General features: G+C 65.0%; 12 protein-coding genes. 2 read left to right on the forward strand and 10 right to left on the reverse strand.

Features of this window, described 5'->3' with window-relative positions; genetic code table 11:
- Positions 1-212: 212 nt before the first annotated feature.
- Together ACH196_RS12130 and ACH196_RS12135 are read right to left on the reverse strand one after the other, a co-directional pair.
- Complete coding sequence (locus ACH196_RS12130; protein WP_396647155.1) at positions 213-734, reverse strand: invasion associated locus B family protein; 522 nt, start codon at positions 732-734, stop codon at positions 213-215.
- A gap of 2 nt (positions 735-736) precedes the next feature.
- Positions 737-7057, reverse strand: a complete 6321-nt coding sequence (locus tag ACH196_RS12135) for a hypothetical protein (RefSeq protein ID WP_396647156.1) — start codon at positions 7055-7057, stop codon at positions 737-739.
- A 370-nt stretch (positions 7058-7427) separates the two neighbouring features.
- Between ACH196_RS12135 and ACH196_RS12140 the strand changes: the two genes are divergently transcribed.
- Positions 7428-8891, forward strand: a complete 1464-nt coding sequence (locus ACH196_RS12140) for a caspase family protein (RefSeq protein ID WP_396647157.1) — start codon at positions 7428-7430, stop codon at positions 8889-8891.
- A gap of 514 nt (positions 8892-9405) precedes the next feature.
- Here the strand turns inward: ACH196_RS12140 and ACH196_RS12145 are convergent.
- The 8 genes from ACH196_RS12145 to ACH196_RS12180 all read right to left on the reverse strand — a co-directional run bounded on the left by ACH196_RS12145 (position 9406) and on the right by ACH196_RS12180 (position 19081).
- Positions 9406-9765 carry a hypothetical protein gene (locus tag ACH196_RS12145; protein ID WP_396647158.1) on the reverse strand — a complete coding sequence of 120 codons (360 nt, stop codon included), beginning with the start codon at positions 9763-9765 and terminating at the stop codon, positions 9406-9408.
- Positions 9766-9798: 33 nt separating this feature from the next.
- Positions 9799-12447, reverse strand: coding sequence for a caspase family protein (locus ACH196_RS12150; protein ID WP_396647159.1), 2649 nt, complete (start codon positions 12445-12447; stop codon positions 9799-9801).
- A 166-nt stretch (positions 12448-12613) separates the two neighbouring features.
- On the reverse strand, positions 12614-13063 hold the full coding sequence (locus ACH196_RS12155; RefSeq protein WP_396647160.1) for an RpiB/LacA/LacB family sugar-phosphate isomerase: 450 nt from the start codon (positions 13061-13063) through the stop codon (positions 12614-12616).
- Positions 13064-13258: 195 nt separating this feature from the next.
- Positions 13259-14284 (reverse strand): histone deacetylase family protein, encoded by a 1026-nt coding sequence (locus ACH196_RS12160; protein WP_396647161.1) that lies wholly within the window; start codon positions 14282-14284, stop codon positions 13259-13261.
- Positions 14281-14823 (reverse strand): GNAT family N-acetyltransferase, encoded by a 543-nt coding sequence (locus ACH196_RS12165; protein WP_396647162.1) that lies wholly within the window; start codon positions 14821-14823, stop codon positions 14281-14283. The genes ACH196_RS12160 and ACH196_RS12165 overlap by 4 nt, the downstream gene beginning before the upstream one ends.
- A gap of 13 nt (positions 14824-14836) precedes the next feature.
- Positions 14837-16186, reverse strand: coding sequence for an aspartate aminotransferase family protein (locus tag ACH196_RS12170; protein WP_396647163.1), 1350 nt, complete (start codon positions 16184-16186; stop codon positions 14837-14839).
- 162 nt (positions 16187-16348) lie between these two features.
- A complete protein-coding gene (locus ACH196_RS12175; RefSeq protein WP_396647164.1) occupies positions 16349-17335 on the reverse strand; it encodes a methyltransferase in 987 nt (328 codons plus the stop codon).
- A 114-nt stretch (positions 17336-17449) separates the two neighbouring features.
- Positions 17450-19081, reverse strand: coding sequence for a N,N-dimethylformamidase beta subunit family domain-containing protein (locus ACH196_RS12180; RefSeq protein ID WP_396647165.1), 1632 nt, complete (start codon positions 19079-19081; stop codon positions 17450-17452).
- 190 nt (positions 19082-19271) lie between these two features.
- Here ACH196_RS12180 and ACH196_RS12185 point away from each other — a divergent pair, with 190 nt between their 5' ends.
- Entirely contained in the window at positions 19272-20429 is a 1158-nt protein-coding gene (locus tag ACH196_RS12185; RefSeq protein WP_396647166.1) for a fumarylacetoacetate hydrolase family protein, read from the forward strand.
- The last annotated feature ends 36 nt before the right edge of the window (positions 20430-20465 follow it).

Raw genomic sequence — 20465 nt, forward strand, 5'->3', positions numbered from 1 at the left:
GTCATCGGCAAGCTATGATCATGCAATTGCGGACGAATGCTAAAGCAATGCGCCTGCAATGAAAACCGTTCTTCACGGTCCATCCGATACCCGCCGCCCAGCGCGCAGCTAAAGCCTGAAACCAATCCCGCCATCGTGTCGCCCGCCACCCAAACGGACAAAGCCAACCCGCGCTGCATCGGAACGCAGCATTATGGCGGAAATTGCGCCGCTTAGAGCCGGGCGAAGCCCGCCGAGAATCCGTTCAGCGACAGTTGAAGGATGATTTCGTTACCGGCGAATGCCGTGACGGCGACGTTCAGTAACTTGCCCTGTTTCATCGCGTTGATGAACGTGTCTTTCAGCGCGATGATCGCATAGCTGCCCTTCTGGTCGGCGGTGACGATCGGAAAATTCTGCCGTGCAGCCTCGTCGATCCAGATGTCCACGCCCTTGGACAGATTGAGCCCGTGCGGCAGGCCGAGATTGAGCAAGGGCTTGCCGTCATTGTTGGTCACCACCGCCGTCAGGACGCGCTGGCCCTTGTCCTTCATGATCAAGGTCTGGGTCAGCGTGCATGCCAGCTTGGCCTGGCTGGCGTCCCCCGAACAGTTGATCGTCCAGGTCGGCGCGGGCGGCGTACCGGCAGCCTCCTGCGCAAGCGACGGCTGCACGGCGATGAAACCCATCGCGCATACCGCCAGCAAAGCCGTCCGCGCGGTGGTGCACCGCCCGTCATTCCGTCGCATGGACATGGTCAGAATCTCGCCTTCAAGCCGATCTTGCCGGCATAGGTGCTGCTGTCCTCGGAGAATTTGCCGCGAACTTCCGCACTCATCGTCGTGACCTTCGACAACTGGTAGTTGAATCCGCCAGCGATCGCGCTAGAGAAATCGGCGTCGTCGAAATCGAACTCGACGTCCTGGACGCTGCTGTCGTTGCGGTAGGCGAAACGCTGCTGCAGGTCGAGCCGCAGATAAGGGCTGAACACCTTGCCGTTTTCGAGCGGATAAAGGCCGAAGATGCCTGGCTCGAACTTGATAGCGCCGAAGGAGATATTGGACTTGCCGAAATTGACGCCCTGGCTGTCCTCGAAGGAATCGCCCTCAAAAGCCACGCCCATCAGGCCGCCACGCAGGTCGAAGCGAAGGTTGTCGTTGATCTGGTAGACGTGGCCAACGCTTCCCGTCACCGCCACGCCGGCCGTGTCGTAGCTGCCGGTCGAGTTCAGAACACCGTTGTTCAGATCCGTGTTGCCGAAGAAACCAGTGGCCGAGACCAAGCCGTAGCTGGTGCCGCTTCGGTAGAGACCATAGCCGCCGAGCATCCAGCTCCGGTTCTCGCCGTCGCCGAGATCGGAGAACAGGTTGGTGGAATCCAGATCAACCGACGAGGTCGTATAACCACCGAAAACGCCGACATCCAGGCCGATCGACTTGTCGAGCCCGAAATATTCCGCTGCGTTGAGTTCCACGCTGGCGGCAAGCGAGAAATCATCGGCGGTGAAGGACGGCCCGTCCGCGCCCGAGAAACCGCCGCCCGAAATGCTGAAGCCGTCATGATTGACCCGCGCCGCCTGGCCGGACGCATAGATGCCGAAACCGGGCGCGGCATCAGCCCGGTTGGCGCTGATCAGCAGTCCGAAATTGGTCAGCACGCTGTCGTTCAATATGTCGTAGACCGCCGCGGTCACTGTCTCGATTGGTTGCGAATCGACCGCGACGCGTGGCAGCAACGGCGCCGACGGATCGATCGGCGAAACCAGCAGGTAGAGCCCGCCATCGGCGCCGGTGATCACGTCGTAGGTGAACAGATCGCCCGGCGTCGAGGGAATGCCGGCGACGGTGAACAAGGGCGAGGCGTCCCCGCCGGTGGGCGCAATCTCGCCGGCCACCGGCGCGATCGCAATCACGCTGGAGATGGCGAGCTGCGGCGTGCCGAGCAGGTTGACGAAGACCGTGTTGGCGCCGGCGGAGGTGAAGGTGCCGGCAGCGTTGATCAGGTCCGAAACGCCCTGCTGGGCGTTGACATCGATGGCAATCGTAGCGCCGTCGAGGGCGATGTCGCCGACATTGAAGACATCCGTCGGATCGCCATTGGCCATGTCGATGGTGGCATTCGCCACGCTGATGTTACCCGAACCGCCTGCCTGCGAATTCAAATTGACCTGGCCCGAGACGAAAACCGTCGAGCCGGCCAGCACCGACAGCGCGTCGATCTGCTGGGTGCCGGCGGCGAAACCCAGCGTCGAGGCGCCGTTCACGGTCAGGCTTTCGAAGCCGGAGAATGTCTGGCTTTGCGCGCCTCCCGCACCGGCGAGGTTCGTGCCGGTAATGGTGCCGACAACATCCGCACCCTGGAACAGCACACCGTCGCGCAACGAAAGATTTGACGCCTCGATGGTGAGCGTATTGCCGGACAGACCGGTGATGTCGCCGCCGATCGTGCCGCCATTCAACGTGACGGTCTCGGCCACGATGCCGCCTTCGATGGTGCCGCCGGTCACGGTCACTATATCCTCGCCGGTGCCGCCGGTAACGGCGCCGGAGATCGTGCCGCCGCTGACGGCGACCTCATCGTCACCGTCGCCGCCCGACACGGACTGGTTCAGCGCCGCATTGCCGGAAACCGCGACCTGATCGTCGCCCGCGCCGGCGTCGACCTGACCCTGAACGGCCCCCCCGGCGAAAGACATCTCGTCGCCGCCGTCGCCGCCTGCGACATTACCGGCGACCGTCCCGGCGTCGACGGTCAAAATGTCGGCGCCGGCGCCAAGATCGACCGCGCCGCCGATCGTGCCGCCGTTGACGATCACCGTATCGATACCGCCTTCGCCGAGAACGGAACCGGCGACAGCTCCGCCATTGACCGCGATCTGGTCGTCGCCGGCGCCGCCCAAGACAGATTGATTGATGGCAGCGCCGCCGGAAACGGTGATGCCGTCATTGCCGGCTCCGCCCGCAGCCGAGCCCTGGACAGTACCACCGGCAAACGACATCGTGTCGTCGTCGTCGCCGCCATCGACGTCTCCGCCGATGGTCCCGGCATTGACCGCCACCACATCCGCGCCGCCGCCGAGATCGACCGCGCCGCCGATAGTGCTGCCTCTGACGGTCACTGTGTCATTGCCGGCATTGCCGGCGACGTTCCCGGCAACGGCTGCGCCGGAAAGAGTGATGGCGTCATCCCCATCATTGCCGACCACCGCCCCGTCGATCGTGCCGCCGCTCAGCGTCATGGAATCGTTGCCGGCGCCACCTCTGACGCTCTGGCCGACGGAGCCGCCTGTCATGGCCAGCGTGTCATCCTCGGTGCCGAGATCGACCGACCCGCCGATCGTCCCGCCGTCGATCGCCACCGTATCGGTGCCTTCGTTGCCGGCAACCGTGCCGCCGATGTCCACCGCGCCGGAAATATTGATGGCGTCGTTGCCGTCGCTGCCGACCACGGCCCCAGCAATCGTGCCTCCGCTCAGCGTCATGGAATCGTTACCGGCGCCGCCTCTGACGCTCTCGCCGACAGAGACGTCGGTCATGACCAGGGTGTCGTCGTCCTCGCCAAGATTGACCGAGCCGCCAATGGTCCCGCCGTCAATCGCAATTCTATCGGCGCCGGCATGGCCGGCGACGGTCCCACCGATGACTACGCCCGAAACGTTGATGGCATCGTCACCATCGTTGCCGACCACGGCCCCTGCAATCGTGCCGCCGCTCAGCGTCATCGAATCGTTGCCGGCGCCGCCTCGGACGCTCACGCCGACAGAGGCGTCGGTCATCACCAGAGTGTCGTTGTCCTCGCCAAGGTTGACCGAGCCACCGATGTTCACGCCGTCAATTGCAATCGTATCAGCGCCGGCATGGCCGGCGACCGTACCGCCGATATCCGCCAGGCCGGAAATATTGATGGAGTCATTGCCATCGTTGCCGACTATGGCCCCGGCGACCGTGCCGCCGGTCAGCGTCACGGAATCATTGCCGGCGCCGCCTCTTAGATGCTGAGCGACGAAGCCGCCGGTCACCGTCAGCGTGTCGTCGTCATCGCCGAGATTCACGGAATCGCCTATTGCGCCGCCGCTGATGGCGACGGTGTCGACACCCTCATTGCCGGCGACATCACCGGTGATATTCGCCGTGCCGGAGACGGTTATGACATCGTCGCCGCCCTCACCCACGACAACCCCCGCGACGGTGCCGCCACTGAAAGTCAAGGAATCATTGCCGGCGCCGCCACTCACGTTAGCCGCCACGGAGCCACCGTTCATGGCCAGCGAGTCGTCCTCGGTGCCGAGGTCGACCGAGCCGCCGATCGCACCGCCGCTGATGGCCACCGTGTCGACGCCGGCTCCACCCGTGAGATGGCCTGCGATCGTGCCGCCGGCGACGGTGATTTCATCATCGCCGTCATCGCCGGAGACCGAACCGCCAATGTCGACGGTGCCGGATATCCCGATCGTATCAGCGCCCGTGCCGCCGTGAACACTACCGTCAACAGAACCGTCGCTCAGGTTGAGCGTGTCGTCGCCGTCGCCGCCGGTGACGTCCAACGCAATCGAGCCACCTGTCATCGTCAACGTGTCGTTCTCACTGCCAAGATCGATCGCGCCGCCAACCGTTCCGCCACCGAGAACGACCGTGTCCGCGCCCGCATCGCCGAGGACCGAACCGGCGATTGCGCCGCCGTTGACGGCGACCGAGTCGGCGCCGGCTCCACCAGCAACGTCAGCCCCTATCGTGCCACCGGCCACGGTGACGTCGTCATCGCCATCCTCGCCGGAAACCGATCCGCCGATGTCGGCCGTGCCGGAAATGGCGATCGTATCCGCGCCCGCCGCGCCGCCGACATTGCCCGCTACCGCGCCACCAGTCAGTCCCAGGGCGTCCTCCCCGCCACCGCCGCTTACATCCAGCGCAACCGAGCCGCCGGTCATTGTAAGAGCATCGTTTTCGCTGCCGAGGTCGATCGCGCCGCCGATCGCGCCGGCATTGACCAAAACCGTGTCCACGCCGGCATTGCCGAGGATCGAACCGGCGATTGCGCCGCCGTTTACGGCAACTGAATCCGCACCCGCGCCGCCATCGACATCGCCGTCGATCGTACCGCCGGAAACAGTGATATCGTCGTCCCCGTCTTCGCCCGAAACCGATCCGCCGATGTCAGCCGCGCCCGATACCGCAACAGTATCGGTGCCCGCGCCGCCGTTAACATTGCCGGTCACCGTACCGCCGCTCAGCGTCAACGCATCGTCACCGGCGCCGCCTCCGACGTTGAGCGCCACGGAGCCGCCGGTCATGGCCAGCGTATCGTTCTCGGCGCCCAGATCGACCCCACCGCCGATCGCGCCGCCATCGATCGTCACCGCATCGATCCCTGCCCCGCCGGACACGTCGCCGGCGATATCAATCGTTCCGGAAACGTCGATGACATCATCGCCGCCGTCGCCCGCGACCGAGCCGCCGATCGTTCCGCCCGAGAGATCGAACGTGTCGTTGCCCGCGCCACCGCTGCCGCCGCCAGCCAGCGTGCCACCGGTCATGGTATATCCGTCGTCGCCGTCACCCAGCGCCACCGAATCCGTCGAGCCCGCAGCAACGCCAACGGTTCCTGTGCCCGACACCGTCACCGCGTCGGCGCCGCCGCCGGTGACGACCGAGCCATCCACCGAACCGCTGGAGACCGCGACCGTGTCGTCGCCCTGCGGGCCTCCGGCATCGTCGGTGAGGATCGAGCCACCGATCGCGCCGCCGTCGACCACCACATCGTCGTTGCCCGCGCCGCCGCCGACGTCGCCCGATACCGAGCCGCCGGAGAAGGTCATGGTGTCGTTGCCGTCGTTGCCGTAGACGAATTGCTGAACGGTTCCGGCGCTTACTTCCACGGAATCATCGCCGGCGCCCAAATCGACGAACGTGCCGACCGCGCCGCCGCTTATGGTCACCACGTCGTCGCCGTCTTCCGCCGTGACGTGGCCGACGATGTCGACCGTGCCCGACACGCCGATGGTGTCGTTGCCGGCGCCGCCGGCCACGAACCCGCCGACCTGCCCGCCGGACAGGGCGAGCGTATCGACGCCGGCCCCACCGCTTACGGCGCCTGCCAGCGTGCCGCCGGTCATGGTGAAGGTGTCGTCGCCATCCTCCAGCCCGACGGAATCGTCCTGGCCGGCGGCGACGCCGATGTCGGCGGCCCCGGAAACCGTGACCGCATCGTTCCCGCCGCCCGCAAATACCGAGCCGCCGATTGTGCCGCCGGAAATGTCGATCGTGTCGTTGCCTTGCGCCACCCCGGCGTCGTCGCCGAAGACGGAGCCGAGAATTTCGCCGCCGGTGACCGTGATCGCGTCGTTTCCGGCCCCGCCAATGACGGAATCGTCGGCGGTTGCGCCACCGCCTACCGTGCCGCCCGATACGGTGATCGCGTCGTCGCCGTCGCCGCCGTCAAGCCCACCCTCCGCGACGCCGCCGGAAAAGTCGATGACGTCGTTGCCCGCGCCACCATCGACGAAACCGTCCGCCAGGCCGGGGATTTCGTTCAGAAGGCCGTCGGTCATAGTGAACTGGTCGGCGCCGATGCCAAGCTGCACGCCACCGAGCGTGCCGCCGCCGATCGTCACATCGTCAACGTCGGCGCCGGTGTCGAGTACTCCGACCACAGTGCCGCCCGACACGGTGACCGTGTCGCCGCCGGCCAGCGTCTGCAGGAACGGCGTGGGGCCGTTGAGGGTCGCTCCGGGATAGATGTTGATGACGGGCGGCGGATTGTTGCCCGGAGCGTCTTGGATCGTGCCGCCGGTGATATTGAGAATGTCGCCACCCGAGCCGTCATACTCGAGGTAGAAGGTTGGAGGGTCGGAGCCGGCGACGCCGGCTGCATGCCCAGTGTCGAATAGGGAGTGCTCTACCGACACGGTGGGGCCGCAGGCGACCGTAACCAGGTCGGTGGCGAAGACGTTTGTGCCGACCGCCGTTACAGTGGCCGTCGCCTGGCACTCTGCGAAAGCCGGAAGACCGAAAAGCGCGGACGCCGTCAACGCGAGCGCCGAAACGCCCGCGAGCTTCGCTAGCCTGGCCCCCACTCTCATCGCACCTCCGCACACCGCCGCCCCGCCAAAGCACGGCCAGTGTCCAAACCAGATCGATACAAGTTTTCGTAGTTGAGCCTCGATCCGCGTGCAACGATTTATCGTCCGGGCGGTTCATCCGAAACTTCGTTCGGGCCGGGCTGTGGTCTCCGTGCAACTTTTCCGGCTTTCAGAACCGCATATCCATTGTCGGGCACAGAAAAAATGCTTCCGCCGATTTCGAATCACTTGCGGTATCGTGCGCCACGACAGGCAGAAAATTCCGCCTCGAATTGGTCATTGCGGCCATATTGATGTACAAATTCTGAGCCATGCAATAGACACGCATTGTCCCGGGCCGGAACCGGGGCTCGGGCAGACGGAACTGAAGATGAATGTTTTCAGGCAGCTTCTGAAAGTTCTCCTGCTGGTGGCCGGTCTTGCCGTCTCCATGCCGGCGTTTGCCGTCACCGAGACAGAAAACGCGCAGGACCAGCGCGGCCGGCTAGCCATCGTCATCGGCAATTCCGACTATGAAAGTGCGCGCTACGAAGATCTTGCCAATGCGTCGAATGACGCCACGCGCCTCTCCGACGCGTTGAAGCGGCTGAATTTCGAGGTGGCGACGGGCATCGACATGTCGTCGGCGCAACTCGATGAACTCTTCCGCCGCTACGAGCCCAAGCTCGCCGGCTACAGCGCCGTCCTGATCTTCTATGCGGGGCATGGCGTACAGTTCAACGGCGAGAATTATCTTCTGCCGGTCGACGCGCTCGATCCGGAAAGCGTCGGCAAGTTGACCGAACGGGCGGTTAAGCTGAATGACGTGATCGCCCGCTTCGCCAGCCGCGACCGCCAGACCTTCATCTTCCTCGACGCCTGCCGCAACAATCCGCTGGGATCCCGCGATCCCGGCGCCGGCAATGGTCTGGCGCAGGTCGAGGTCGGCGAAAACACCTTCGTCGCCTTCGCCACGCAGCCGGGCAATGTGACGGTGGACGGCGCTGGAACAAATAGCCCATTCACCACCGCGCTGCTGCAAAGCCTTGAAATTCCAGGCCTCAGCGTCTCCGACATGATGATCCAGGTGCGCAACGAGACGGAGCGCCTGACGCTCGGCAAGCAGGTGCCGTGGGATCAATCGAACCTGCGCGAGCAGTTCTATTTCACCGAGCAGCAGGTGATCGATTCGCAGGAACTGAGCGCCACGCTGAACCGAATCCTCGAAGTGCCGAGCATGAAGGAGAAGCTGCTGGTGCAACTGGCCTCCGCCGACAGCGACCTGCAAAGCACAGTCCTGTTGCTCGGCAAACAACTGCCGAGCGTGCGCTCGGTGGAGGTCGGCACGGCTGGCCAGCAGGTCGCCAGCTTGGACCTTGGGCCGGATGGAACGCGCAAGACAGTGGCATCCGATATCCAGTCACTTCTGGTTCTGGGAAAATCCCAGGACGGCGAGGACAAGGCGCCTGCCTTCGACCTAAACCACCGCATCCAGACCGAGCTTTCGCGGGTCGGCTGTTACCGGCAAACGATCGACGGTGTCTGGGGGCCGGGCTCACGCAAGGCGCTCGGCGAATATCTCCAGCGCACGAAGCAGAACCAGGACGTGCTGGAACCGAATGTCGACGTACTCGGCGACCTGTTCCTGCGCTCCGGCCGCATCTGCCGCCAGCCGGTGGCGGCGAAGCCGGTCAAGACCGCGACGATGGAACGGAACTCCGCAAATAAATCAAAGGCAAAGGCCACCAGCCAGGCCAGTGGCCGGAAGCAGAAATCGGGCGGGACCGCCCGCAGCAAGCCCGCCGCGCCGCCGCCGGACATAGGCGCCGGCATCGGCATCGGCGGCGTCTTCTAACCAGACACAACCGCGTCAAGCCCGGAAAACGATTCGATCTCACCGGCTTGCCGCACGCTACCCGCGAGAGGTGCGTCACGACTTGCCGGGAACCCTCCCGGACCGGCCGAAACGGTCCTCTTGAGCGTCCCGGATTTTCGGCCGGGGCAGATTTGGCCCGACGGGCCGGACGGCAAGATCACGGCACAGGGGGCGAACTCGACGGTCCGATCGGCCGTCGGCTCGCCCTTTGCGACCGTCTCGGAAGCGACCCCCGCAGCCTGCAGTCTGGTCTCGCGACAAACCGGATCTCCCCGACATGCCCGCTTCATGCAGATCGGCATACCGTTGGTGCCCAGCTCCGGGAACCGGTATGCCGGCTATGACATGGACGATGGCACGGGATGTTCTGGCGGTCGGCCAGCAAGCATCTCAGGCACATTGCAACCGAGTGCTGGTATGCCGGCTCCTTCCTCGCAGTTCCTTGCAATAGGCCTTGGCTGCGCCGGCTGTCGCGGCTACCCGCGGTCCATACTCAGCCCCAGCCGCCGCCGCCGGGACCATCACCGCCGCCCCCTCCTCCACCGCCGCCTCCGCCGCTGCCACCGCCCCCTCCTCCGCCGCCGCCGGGCCCAGAACGCTCACGCGTAGGAGGAGCCTGGACCGGCTGGGAGACGGGCGCTTTGCGGCGGTACACGCGCTTGCGTACCGGCCCGGCTGTCGGCCCCGCCGCCTCCTGTGACGACAAAGCGGGTTTCCTGGTGGCAGTCGCCGTCGGCTCCAGCTTGCCGTTGGCATATTTCAACGGCATCAGCATTGTGTCCTCGACGCTGGCACAACTGGCCAACGCGCCGGCTGCCACGCCGATCAAAAGCAAGGTGAAAGGTCTGCGCATAAAACCGGTCTCCCGTTCAATTCCCGATGCCGCTCACAGCATGTCCAGCCGTGGCGTCGATTCGATCCATTCATGCCGGACGATCTCGACATAGAGATCGACCGGATCGGACGGCGCCTTGCGGCCGAGTATCTCGGCGGCGGCGGCGCGGACCCGCGGCCCGAGCTTGCCGTCGGCCTCGACGCCCGAGGCCCCCAGCCGGATCAGCGCGTTCTGCACGTCGGTCACCAGTTGCGCCTTCGGCATCGCGGCAAGCCGCTCGCGGGCGTTCTCAGACGCTTTTCCGGCCTTGCGGGCAACCGCCATGCCATAAAGCCGCACCGCCTCTTCCGGATCTGCGGCAAGCGACGGCTCGGCGCTGACGATCTCGGCCGCATAGAAAGCGCCCCAGCCGTCGCCGCGCGCCGCACTTTCACGAAACAGCTTCAGCAGTGCCGCCTGGTCTGTTTTGCCAGCCTTGCGATCCATCAGCGCCATCAGGGTCGCCGCATAGGGATGCAGCTTGGTGTTGGCCTCGTCGAAAAGCTGATAGGCCTTCGCCGTATCCTGTTCCACGAAGACGCCGTCGCGGTACATCAGGCCGAGATTGACCTCGCCCCACACGTCGCCGCGTTCGGCCGATTTCTGGAACATGACGTAGGCGCGCTCGACATCCTTCGGCACCTTGCCGCCGTAGAGATATTCGGCGCCGAGCTGGTTCAGCGCGTAGGTGTGGCCGGAATCGACCGCCTTGTTCATCAAACCGATGCCGCGCTTGACGTCCTTCTTGATGCCATTGCCCTCCAGCAGCGCCTTGCCGAGCGAATACTGGCCGTAGGGGTCGCCCTTACGCGCGGCGGCCTCGAACAGCGGGATGGCCTTCTTCGGGTCCAGTTCGACCGCAGCGCCCAATTGATAAAGCCGGCCGAGGAACTGGCCGGCGCGGACGTGGCCGCCATCGAGCGCGGCGCGCACCATCTTCAGCGCGGCATCGAAATCACCCTTGGCGTAGAGCACGCGGCCGTATTCGTATTTGAAGCGCGGAATGTCAGGGAAATCGGCAGCAGCCTTGCTGCAGGCGGCGAGCGCCTCGTCGATCTTGATCGAATTCGGCCAGACGCCTTCGGTGACGGCCTGAATGTCCAGGGGCTCGGCGGCAAGCCGGTCGCAGGCATTGACCTCGGCATCGATGGCGATGACCACCGGTTTGGCCTCCGGCGCGGTCACGACCGGATTGAGCACGATCTGCGCCTCGCCATCCGTCTTGTGGATCGCCGGCCGCACCTTGATCTTCGGGATATCCTCGGCCCGCACCAGATCGCCGAGCACCAGCATGTCCTGGCCGACGGCCACCTGAGCGGAGGCGTCGCGTGCGTCTACCCGCATCCAGCCGGTGGGCCGGCCGGCGCCGAGCTCCAGCGTCGGGACAGGTGTGAAGCCGGTTCCGACATCCGAATTCAGCGTAAGTTTGACCGGCACCACCGTCTTGGTGATGCCCACACTCTGGTCATTGGAGGCGACCACAACCGATGTGTCAGGCTCGTCCGCAATCGACGGGTCGAAGACAATCGCCACCGCGCCCTTGGCGGTCTGGCCGGAATCCGAATTGATCGTGTAGGGAATGAGTTCCACCGGCTTCTGTCCGGCGTCGGCGGCATAGACGATGTCGCCGATGCGGTTTGCATCGATCGGCGTGCCAGGGCGGATCACCTGATCGTCGAGCAGCAGGATACCGGAAGCCGGAGCCTTGTCGAAACTCGCCGTCAGCTTCATGCCGCTCGAGGCGATCGGCGACTGGATGTTGAGGTCCACCCGTGTCGCCGAGGCCGGCGCCCGCACTTCCGTCACGCTTTCGCCAAGCACCAGGATTTCCTGCTCGGAAACGAAATAGAATTGCGAGGTCAGGCTGGAGACGTCCCACGGGACCTGCCGGCCGCCCGTGCTGTCGATGACCGCCGAGCGGACCATGGTCAGGACTTCGCGCACTTCCTTGTTGGGGCTGAGCACCTTGTCGGCGAAGGCGCCGGCAAACGGGCTGATGTCGCCGCCGCCATCATAGGCGACCTGCCCAGGCGCAGTCGAATAGACGATCAGTGAACCCTGCTTGGGCGTCAGCGAGGCGAGGCCCTTGGTGCCGGCAACGTCGATCTTCTTGTCGCCGAGATAATAATACTGGTTGCGGAACGGGTTGTCCCGGCAGGCGTCGAGCACGAGGATCTGCATGCCCGACGCGGCGCGCATGTATTCGAGCAGATTGTTGACGTTGTAGGTCTCGACCTCCAGATCGTAGGAGGACGACAGACTGGCGTTGACTGGGATGATGAAATTCTGGTCGGCGACCTGGACTGCATGGCCCGTGTAATAGAACAGCGCGACATCGCCGTCATTGAGCGTCTGCAGGAATTCCCTGACGGTCTTTTCCAGACCCACCTTGTCGAGGTTCTCGCCGACGGTGACCTCGAAATTCGCGTCGCTCAAGACCGCGCTGATACGCTCGGCATCGTTCACCGCATTGGGCAGCTTCGGCAGGGATTCATAGGCGGAATTGCCGATGACCAGGGCAGCGCGGCGCCCCGACACGGCGTTGTCGGCGGCGAAACCCGACGCCGCGGCCAATGCCGTCGATAGGGCTGCCACCAGGACAAACAGAAGGGCACGGCCGAACGCAGCGGCCGATTCATGCGCGAAAGACAGGAACTTCATCCGATCACCTCGGCAAGCCCTCGGAAGTATACGCCCTTCCGAAGGATCGCACAAAGATGATTCAAGACGGTGTCGCGGTTACGCCGGCGCGGTTACGAAACGGTTGGAGCGGTCGTTCACGACAAAGACGATTGGACTTGATCGTCGGAGCCGACGATCAACAGACTCAGGCCGGGACGGCCTTCTTCGCATCCAGCCGGTCGATCGCCTCGACATTGCCGGCCGACGGCCCCTTCGGGTCGAATTCCGAGGCGAGCCAGGTATCGACGATTGCCTTGGCGAGCTCCGGCCCGATGACGCGGGCGCCCATGGTGATGATCTGGGCATTGTTGGACTTTGCCGCGCGCTCGGCTGAATAGGTGTCGTGAGTGAGTGCCGCGCGGATGCCGGGTACCTTGTTGGCCGAGATGCAGACGCCAATGCCGGTACCGCAGAACAGGATGCCGCGCTCGAATTTTCCATCGACGATCTCGCGGCCGACCTTGTCGGAGAGATCGGCGTAGAAACCCGACTGGCTGAGATCGGTCAGTTCGACCTCCGGCTTGGTCTTCAGGTGAGCCGCGATCACATCGAGAAGCGGTTTTCCGGCGCTGTCGGCTCCGATGACGACTTTCATGGGGTTCTCCTTCAATTGCGGGCTCGCGCGCGACGCCGACCGCTTTCCCCTGCGAGATATTCCGGCCGGCACGGCGGTTCAATAGGTTGGGCGGCTGGAATTGTCGTCCACCTTAGATTTGTCGCCGCCGGAATGCTGGCGGACAGAGAGGGCAGCTTGGAGGGCCAAGATCACCAAAGCGGAAGGCAGGGGCGGTCACGCACTTCCTCCAAATCCCATCAGGAACGAGGTCAGATTGTCGCCCAGCGCCTCGCACAAATAACCGCCCTCCTGCACAATCACGGTCGGCAGTTTCAGCTCGGCAATCACCTCGCCGATGCGGGCAAACCCCGGCGTGGAGACGGACAGCCCGCCGAACGGATCGCCCTCGAAGGCATCAAGCCCGAGCGCCACCACCAGCGCTTCCGGCGCGAAGGATCTTATGCGGCGGAAGGCAACTGCCAACGCCTGCAAGAAGGCTTCATCGCCGGATTTGCGCGGCAGCGGCAGGTTGAGATTGTAGCCCAGTCCCGGTCCCTCGCCGCGCTCGTCGGCATGACCCCAGAAGAACGGGTAGAAGCGCACCGGATCGGCGTGGAGCGACACGGTCAGCACGTCGGGCCGGGCGTAAAAAATGCCCTGCGTGCCGTTGCCGTGATGCAGATCGACGTCGAGGACGGCGACGCGCGCCACCTGTCCGCGCAGGCGCTGAGCGGCGATGGCCGAATTGTTGAGGAAGCAGAAGCCGCCGGCGACATCGGCGAAGGCGTGATGCCCCGGCGGGCGGCAGAGCGCGTAGGCGGAACGTTCGCCGGCCAGCACGGCGTCGGCGGCGGCTACGGCCGACCAGGCGCTCCAGCAAGCGCTGTCGAACGTTTCGGCCGAGATCGGGCAGGCGGTGTCGGCCATGTGGTATCCGGCCTGGCCAACGGCGGAGGCCGGATAGGAACCGGTGCGCGCGATCGGGTGGATGTTGGGGATGACCTCCGCCGAAGCGCCCTCTATGCGCTGCCAGCGCATATAAATGTGCTTTAGGAAATCGAGATATTCCGGCGTGTGGATCGCTGCAATCGGCCCGAGGCCGTAGTCGTTCGGCCGCTCGACCGTGCAGCCGGCCCTTTTTGCGCCCGCCAGCAGGCGCTCGATCCGCTCAGGCTGCTCGGGGTTCGGCTGCGGCGCGCCGCTCGACAGGAAGGCCTTCGGGTCGTGGCGTTTCTGCTCGGCGGCGTAGAAGGCTTTCATTGAGGCTCCTTCAGCAAGGTCCCACCCGGCGGGCAGTCGGCGGCGGCGAGGTTCAGGAACGCGTCGTCATAGGCCGCATGGACTTGCTCAGTATCGGACAGTTTTAGTTCGAGGCGGGTGTAAAAGCCCTGGGCTATAAAATTCTCGGTGTCGACAGAGAGGCGCATGTAGACGCCGCCACGGTCGCGGACGATCGCCGCGACCCGGCGCAACAGTTTGGCGCCGATTCCAAGGCCGCGAAAACGGTCCTCGACATAAAGGTCCTGGATGTAGACGCCCGGCCGGCCGAGCCAGGTCGAGAAGCTGGGAAAAAAGAGACACATGCCGGCATATTCGCCGTCGACTTCGGAAATGACAGCCTCGAAATGCGGCGCTGGGCCAAAACCGTAGTCGATCAGGTCGGCAACCTCGCAGCGCACCTTGTCGAGTTCGTTAACGGTGCGGGCGATGCCGAGCAATGCGGCGTGGATATAAGGCGCGTCCGCCACGGCGGCGGGGCGGATGGTCATGTTTGGCGAGGGGGTTGGCGGGGTACCCATGCGCGATGGCCGCTCATCCCTCGACCGGAAGGCCAAGCTCACGCGCCACCGCCTCGATCGAATCGCCAAGGATCGAAATGATCTCGCCAACCTCCTCCGGCGTGACGATCAGCGGCGGCGCCACCATCGTGTAGTCGCCCTGCACGCCGCCCTTGACCCGCCGCGAGTAGACGATCAGGCCCCGCGCATAGGCGGCGTCCAGCACGCGCTGGCCGATCTTCCACTCCGCAGGCAGCAGCGCGGACGTCTCGCGGTCGGCATATTCGACCGCCGTCATCAGGCCCTTGCCGCGCACGTCGGCGATGAAAGGGAACCGACTTGCCAGGCCGCGCAGGCCGTCCAGCACCAGTTCGCCCATGGCGGCGGCGTTGGCTGTGAGGTCCAGCCGGTCCATCTCGCCCATGATCGCCAGACCGGCGGCGCAGGCCAGCGGATTGCCGGCGTAGGTGTGGCCGTGCTGGAAACCGCCCATCTTCAGCACCGGCTCGACGATGCGCCCGGGTGCCGCCAGGGCGCCGAGCGGCACGTAGCCGGAGCCGATGCCCTTCGACAGCGAGACGATGTCCGGCCGGCAGTTCCAATGATCGCCGCCAAGGAATTTTCCGGTACGGCCGATGCCGCTCATCACCTCGTCGTGGATCAGCAGGATGCCGTGGCGGTCGCAGATTTCACGGATGCGGGCGTAGTAGCTGTCTGGCGCCACCAGCGCGCCTGTGGCCGCGCCGCCGATCGGCTCCATGATGAAGGCAAGCACTCTTTCCGGCCCCTCGGCCAGAATCCGCTCCTCCAGCATGTCGGCGTAGCGCAGGCCACGTTCCTCCAGCGAAAGGTTGTCGCGGTCGCGATAGGCGGTCGGCGCCGGCACGGTCGGCATGACGCGCATCTGGTCGGCAAATGTGTCGGTCAAAAGCCCGTCGCCGGTGACGGCCAGCGAGCCATAAGTGCCGCCGTGGTAGGACGGCATGCGGGCGATCACTTTCCAGCGGTTGGCCTGGCCGGTGGCGACCGCCCACTGGCGCGCAAGTTTCAAGCAGGACTCGACGGCCTCTGAGCCGCCCGAGACGAAGAAGATACGATCAAGCCCGCCAGGCATCCGTTCGGCGAGCGTGGTCGCCAGCCGTTCGGCCGGCTCGTTCTCGAAATGCAGGCGGTAGGCAAAGGTGGTCTTTTCCATCTGCCGGCGCATGGCCTCCAGCACCGCCGGATTGGAATAGCCGAGATTGACGGCGACCGGGCCGCTGGAGCCATCGATGAAGCGCCGGCCGTCCTCGGTCCACAGATAGATGCCCTCGGCGCGGTCGACCACCGGCCGGCGCAGGCTGGCCAGGTAGAAGAGGTTTGAGGGACGGGTCTGCTGGTCCATGAGAGTTTCCTGCGCCGCAAATGGCGGTCTGGGCATGTGTGGTAGCCGAGTTCGTGAGGCGGGTCACTAAGCCAGTGCTCGGCGCCGAAGGTTGCAGCGCTCTCCGGAGAAGGCCGTGGGCCTCGGACGGCCTCGCGTCCGAAGCCAACCATTTAGCCACGATCAGCCCGCGAGGCGCGCGCGAAACAAGTTGGAGCCCTCCGGCAGGCGCGACCTGGAGATATCCCGGAATCCAGCCTCGGTCATCCAGGCGCGATACTGACCTTCAGTGTAGGCTTCGCCGTGGCGATAGAGGTTCAGGAAGGTGAGATTGAGAAAGACACCCTCAGGCGGGCCGAGGCGGTCGTCATCGACGACACCCGACCCCGCAATTACAATCTCGCCCCCGGGGTTGAGGCAACGCGCCGCGTTCAGGATCGACCTGCGCGCCTGGTCCGGCGGAAGGACCTGGACGACGGCCTTCATGACCGCCAGATCGTGCCGGCCGACCGACGGCGCGACGGTTATGTCCCCCACTTCGACAACCACGTCGCCGGCACCGTATTCCGACAGGATCTTTGGCGCGACCGCTGCGACCGTCGGGAGTTCCATCAGCGTCGCCGCAAGCTGCGGCCACCGCTCGCGAAGTCCGACGAGAATGGTTCCGGCGCCTCCGCCGATATCGATCACCGAGCCGATCGCCGAGAGGTCCATCTCCTGGGCTAGGTGCCGGCCGAAACTCAACCCGCCCGGTGCGAGCATGCGGCTGAAGGCCGCCGCCGACTCTGGCCCCGCTTCGGAAAAGTCGTGCAGCGCGGCCGGCCGGTTCTGCCGCAGCGACTCGGCGGTCAGCAGGTCGGCTCCCCAGAGTTCACGCAGGAGCGCATGGTCGCCGCCGCGATAGGTCGGCTTGGACGCGTCGAGGAAGGCCGACGCTTCGGCTCCGTTGCGAAATCGACCGTCCTCGACTTCGAGAAAGCCGATGCTGGCGAGCGCGAAGAGGAGCCGCGACAGACGATCGGGCTCGACTTTGAGCGCGGCCCCAAGGCTGTCAGCAGTTAGCGCGCCGTCGCCGATCCGGGTGAAGATGCCAAGGTCCAACCCGGCGCGAAGCGCCAGGGCGGGGGGCACCGCTGCGATCAGTTTGTCGATCCGATCAGAATCCACCATGTGGCATCCCCTTCCGCGATCCAGGACCGACTTTCAAGCAGAGCCGTCAATCGTGTGGCGAGCCAAACCGTTCCCTGAGGTTCGAAGCGGCAAGCCGCTTGCAGCACCCCTAGCTTACCTGCCCAGATACCGGTCCAGCACGTTGCAGGTCACCTGCTCGACCATGGCATCCCGGCGCAACAGGCCGGCGACCCACTCGCAAGTGCCGGCATGGAAGACCTCGCCCTTGCCTTTCGGAAAGTTGACGATCATGCCGTTGCCGCGCTTGACCTTGTCCATCGCCTCCGGCGTCGCCTCTCCGTAAAGCGTCTCGGCGGTGAAGACGGCGTCCTCGTCGTTCAGCCAGCCGGGCGGCACGTCGGCGCTTTCCTCGACCAGCGAAGCCATGCCGAGCCCAAGAATCTGGATGCCTTCGGGCGGGTTGCCCTCGCCGGTCGGATAGGGCAGGCCGCGCTTCATGGTGAAGTCGAGGCCGTCGACCTCGTAGCCATAGATGTGGCTCTCCTGGCCGAGCACGTCGCCATAATAGAGGCCGGTGTTGCGGAACGCCCAATGCTCCGGCCGGTAGATCGGGAAACCGCGCACGCCGCGCGGAATGCAGCCGCCCCAGCCGGCATAGACGCCAGCCATGGCGTTCAGGCCAAAAGTCGAGGTTCCGGGGCGCCCGACCTCGGGAGCCTCCCAGGCGTTGGTGGTGCGGCTGGTGTCGGCGCCACGATAGGCGGGGTCTTCGGCGCGGGCACGGTATTTGTAGCAGATCTGCGCGCGGCCTTCGTCCTCCAGCCTTGTCTGCCACAAAAAATTGCCGGCGAAGCGGGCGGCACGCCCTCCGCGCTCGACAAAATCGTCGACGGCGTCGCGCATTTCCCAGGTCCAGTATTCGTCATGGCCGACGAAGACCGCACAGTCATAGTCGTGCAGGATTTCCGGCAAGAAATGCAGCTCGTGCTGGGTGACGAGATCGACCGAATAGCCCTGGCGCTCCGCCCATTTGAAGAAAAGGCCGTCATAACTCGCCCAGCCAGCGGAGGCGTATTTCTTGGAATGGCCGGTGGCAAAAGCCCACTCCATATGCGGGTAGCGCGGCTCGGTCATAGGAGGCAGGTTGACCTCTATCGGCACGCGCGGCGCGTCCGGCGGCAGCATGATGAAACCCCGGCACCACGGGCGCTGCGTGCTCGCCCGCGTCGCGAACTGGTTGCGCTCCGGGCCGGTGATGCCCTGATAGTGGTTAGACCCGCCCCAACTGTTGTAGGCCGTCCAGGACCCGGTGGCGGCGACCTGAAGGATGCGGCCCGGTTTCTTGCCCGGCAAAGGGCAGACGATGAAAAGATGGTGGCTGACGATCGGCTTTCCGTCGCGGCCCTCGGCGGTCAGCGTCATGCGATAGGCGCCCGATTGCCAGTCGGCACCGATGGCGAATTCGAAACTCGGCTGCCAGCCGCAGCCCTCGACCGAACATTGGTCGGGTGTCTCCTGCCAGCGCGAAGCGAGGCCGGATTTTTCGAAAACCTTGACCAGTTCCGCGCCGTCGCGCGCCAGTTCCATGTCGAAGCGGTCGGCGGTGGAACTGACAAATAGGGTTACGACATCGCCCGGCGCATAGGAAAAACGGTCGGTATAGCCCCAGATCTCGCCGCGCTCGCCGTCCATGCCGGGATATTCGTAATAATGGCCATAGACGGCGTGCCGCCGCTGCTCGGGCGTCAGGCCGAAATCGGGATATTCGGTCGGCAAATGCGGCATCGCTGGCTCTGGCTGTTTCGATTTCGGCGGCGGATCGTCGGGCGCATGATCCCGACCGCGTGTCGCCGGTCAAGCCGGGTGAATGTGGAAACCGCCAATCTTTGTTTGGTCCAGCCCTCGCAGTCCGGGCGAAACTGGGTAGTATGCGCGCCGCCGGCCAGGGGCGGGCAATTCACGACGGGGAGAGACCATGACCGATCTGCTGCAACTGCCCGGCGAGGGTGTTTTTATCGGCCGGGCGCGCGTGGCCGGAACGCCGCATCCGCTGGTGGTGACGGTGCGCGGCGGCGAAATCGTCGACATCACCTCAAAGGCCGCGCCCCTGGTGCGCGACATCTGCGAGTTGGACGACCCTGCCGGCTATGTCAAAGCGGCCACGGGCCGGACGATCGGGTCGCTTGCGCAAATCGCCGAAAACAGCATGGAGGCCAGCCGCGACACCGCGCAGCCCTATCTGCTGTCTCCCGTTGACCTTCAGGCGGTGAAGGCGTCCGGCGTGACATTTGTCGTCAGCCTGCTGGAGCGCGTCATCGAGGAACAGGCGCGCGGCAATCCTGAAAAGGCCGACGCCATCCGTGCCGACATCGCCACGCTGATCGGCCACGACCTCTCGAAGCTGAAGCCAGGCTCGCCGGAAGCCATGGAGATCAAGCGCAAGCTGATCGAGCGCGGCGCCTGGTCGCAATATCTGGAGGTCGGCATCGGACCCGACGCCGAGATTTTCACCAAATGCCAGCCCATGGCCTCGGTCGGGTTCGGCGCGGATGTCGGGCTGCACCCGGTCTCGACCTGGAACAATCCGGAACCGGAGATCGCGGTGATCGCCGCCAGCAACGGAAAAATCGTCGGCGCAGCCCTCGGCAACGACGTCAACCTGCGCGACGTCGAGGGCCGCTCGGCGCTGCTGCTCGGCAAGGCCAAGGACAACAACGCCTCGGCCGCGCTCGGGCCGTTCATCCGCCTGTTCGACGAGACCTTTTCGATCGCCGACGTGAAATCGGCGAAGGTTTTTTTGAAGGTCGAGGGCGAGGACGGGTTCACGCTGGAGGGCGCAAGCTCGATGGCCGAGATCAGCCGCTCGCCGGAAGACCTCGTCGCCGCCGCGATGGGACGCCATCACCAGTATCCGGACGGCATGGCGCTCTATCTCGGAACCATGTTCGTACCGTCGAAGGACCGCGGCGAAGCCGGCAAAGGATTTACCCACAGGACCGGCGACCGGGTCACCATCGCCACGGAAAAACTCGGCGCGCTGACCAACCGCGTGCGGCTTTCGACGGAATGCGCGCCGTGGACTTATGGGACTAGCCGGTTGATGCGGGATCTGGCGGGAGCGGGGTTGATTTGAGGGGCTTGAGGGTGCGTCCTTCGAGGCTCGCCCGCA

This window comes from Mesorhizobium sp. IMUNJ 23232 (assembly GCF_044326205.1).
Taxonomy (GTDB): Bacteria; Pseudomonadota; Alphaproteobacteria; order Rhizobiales; family Rhizobiaceae; genus Kumtagia.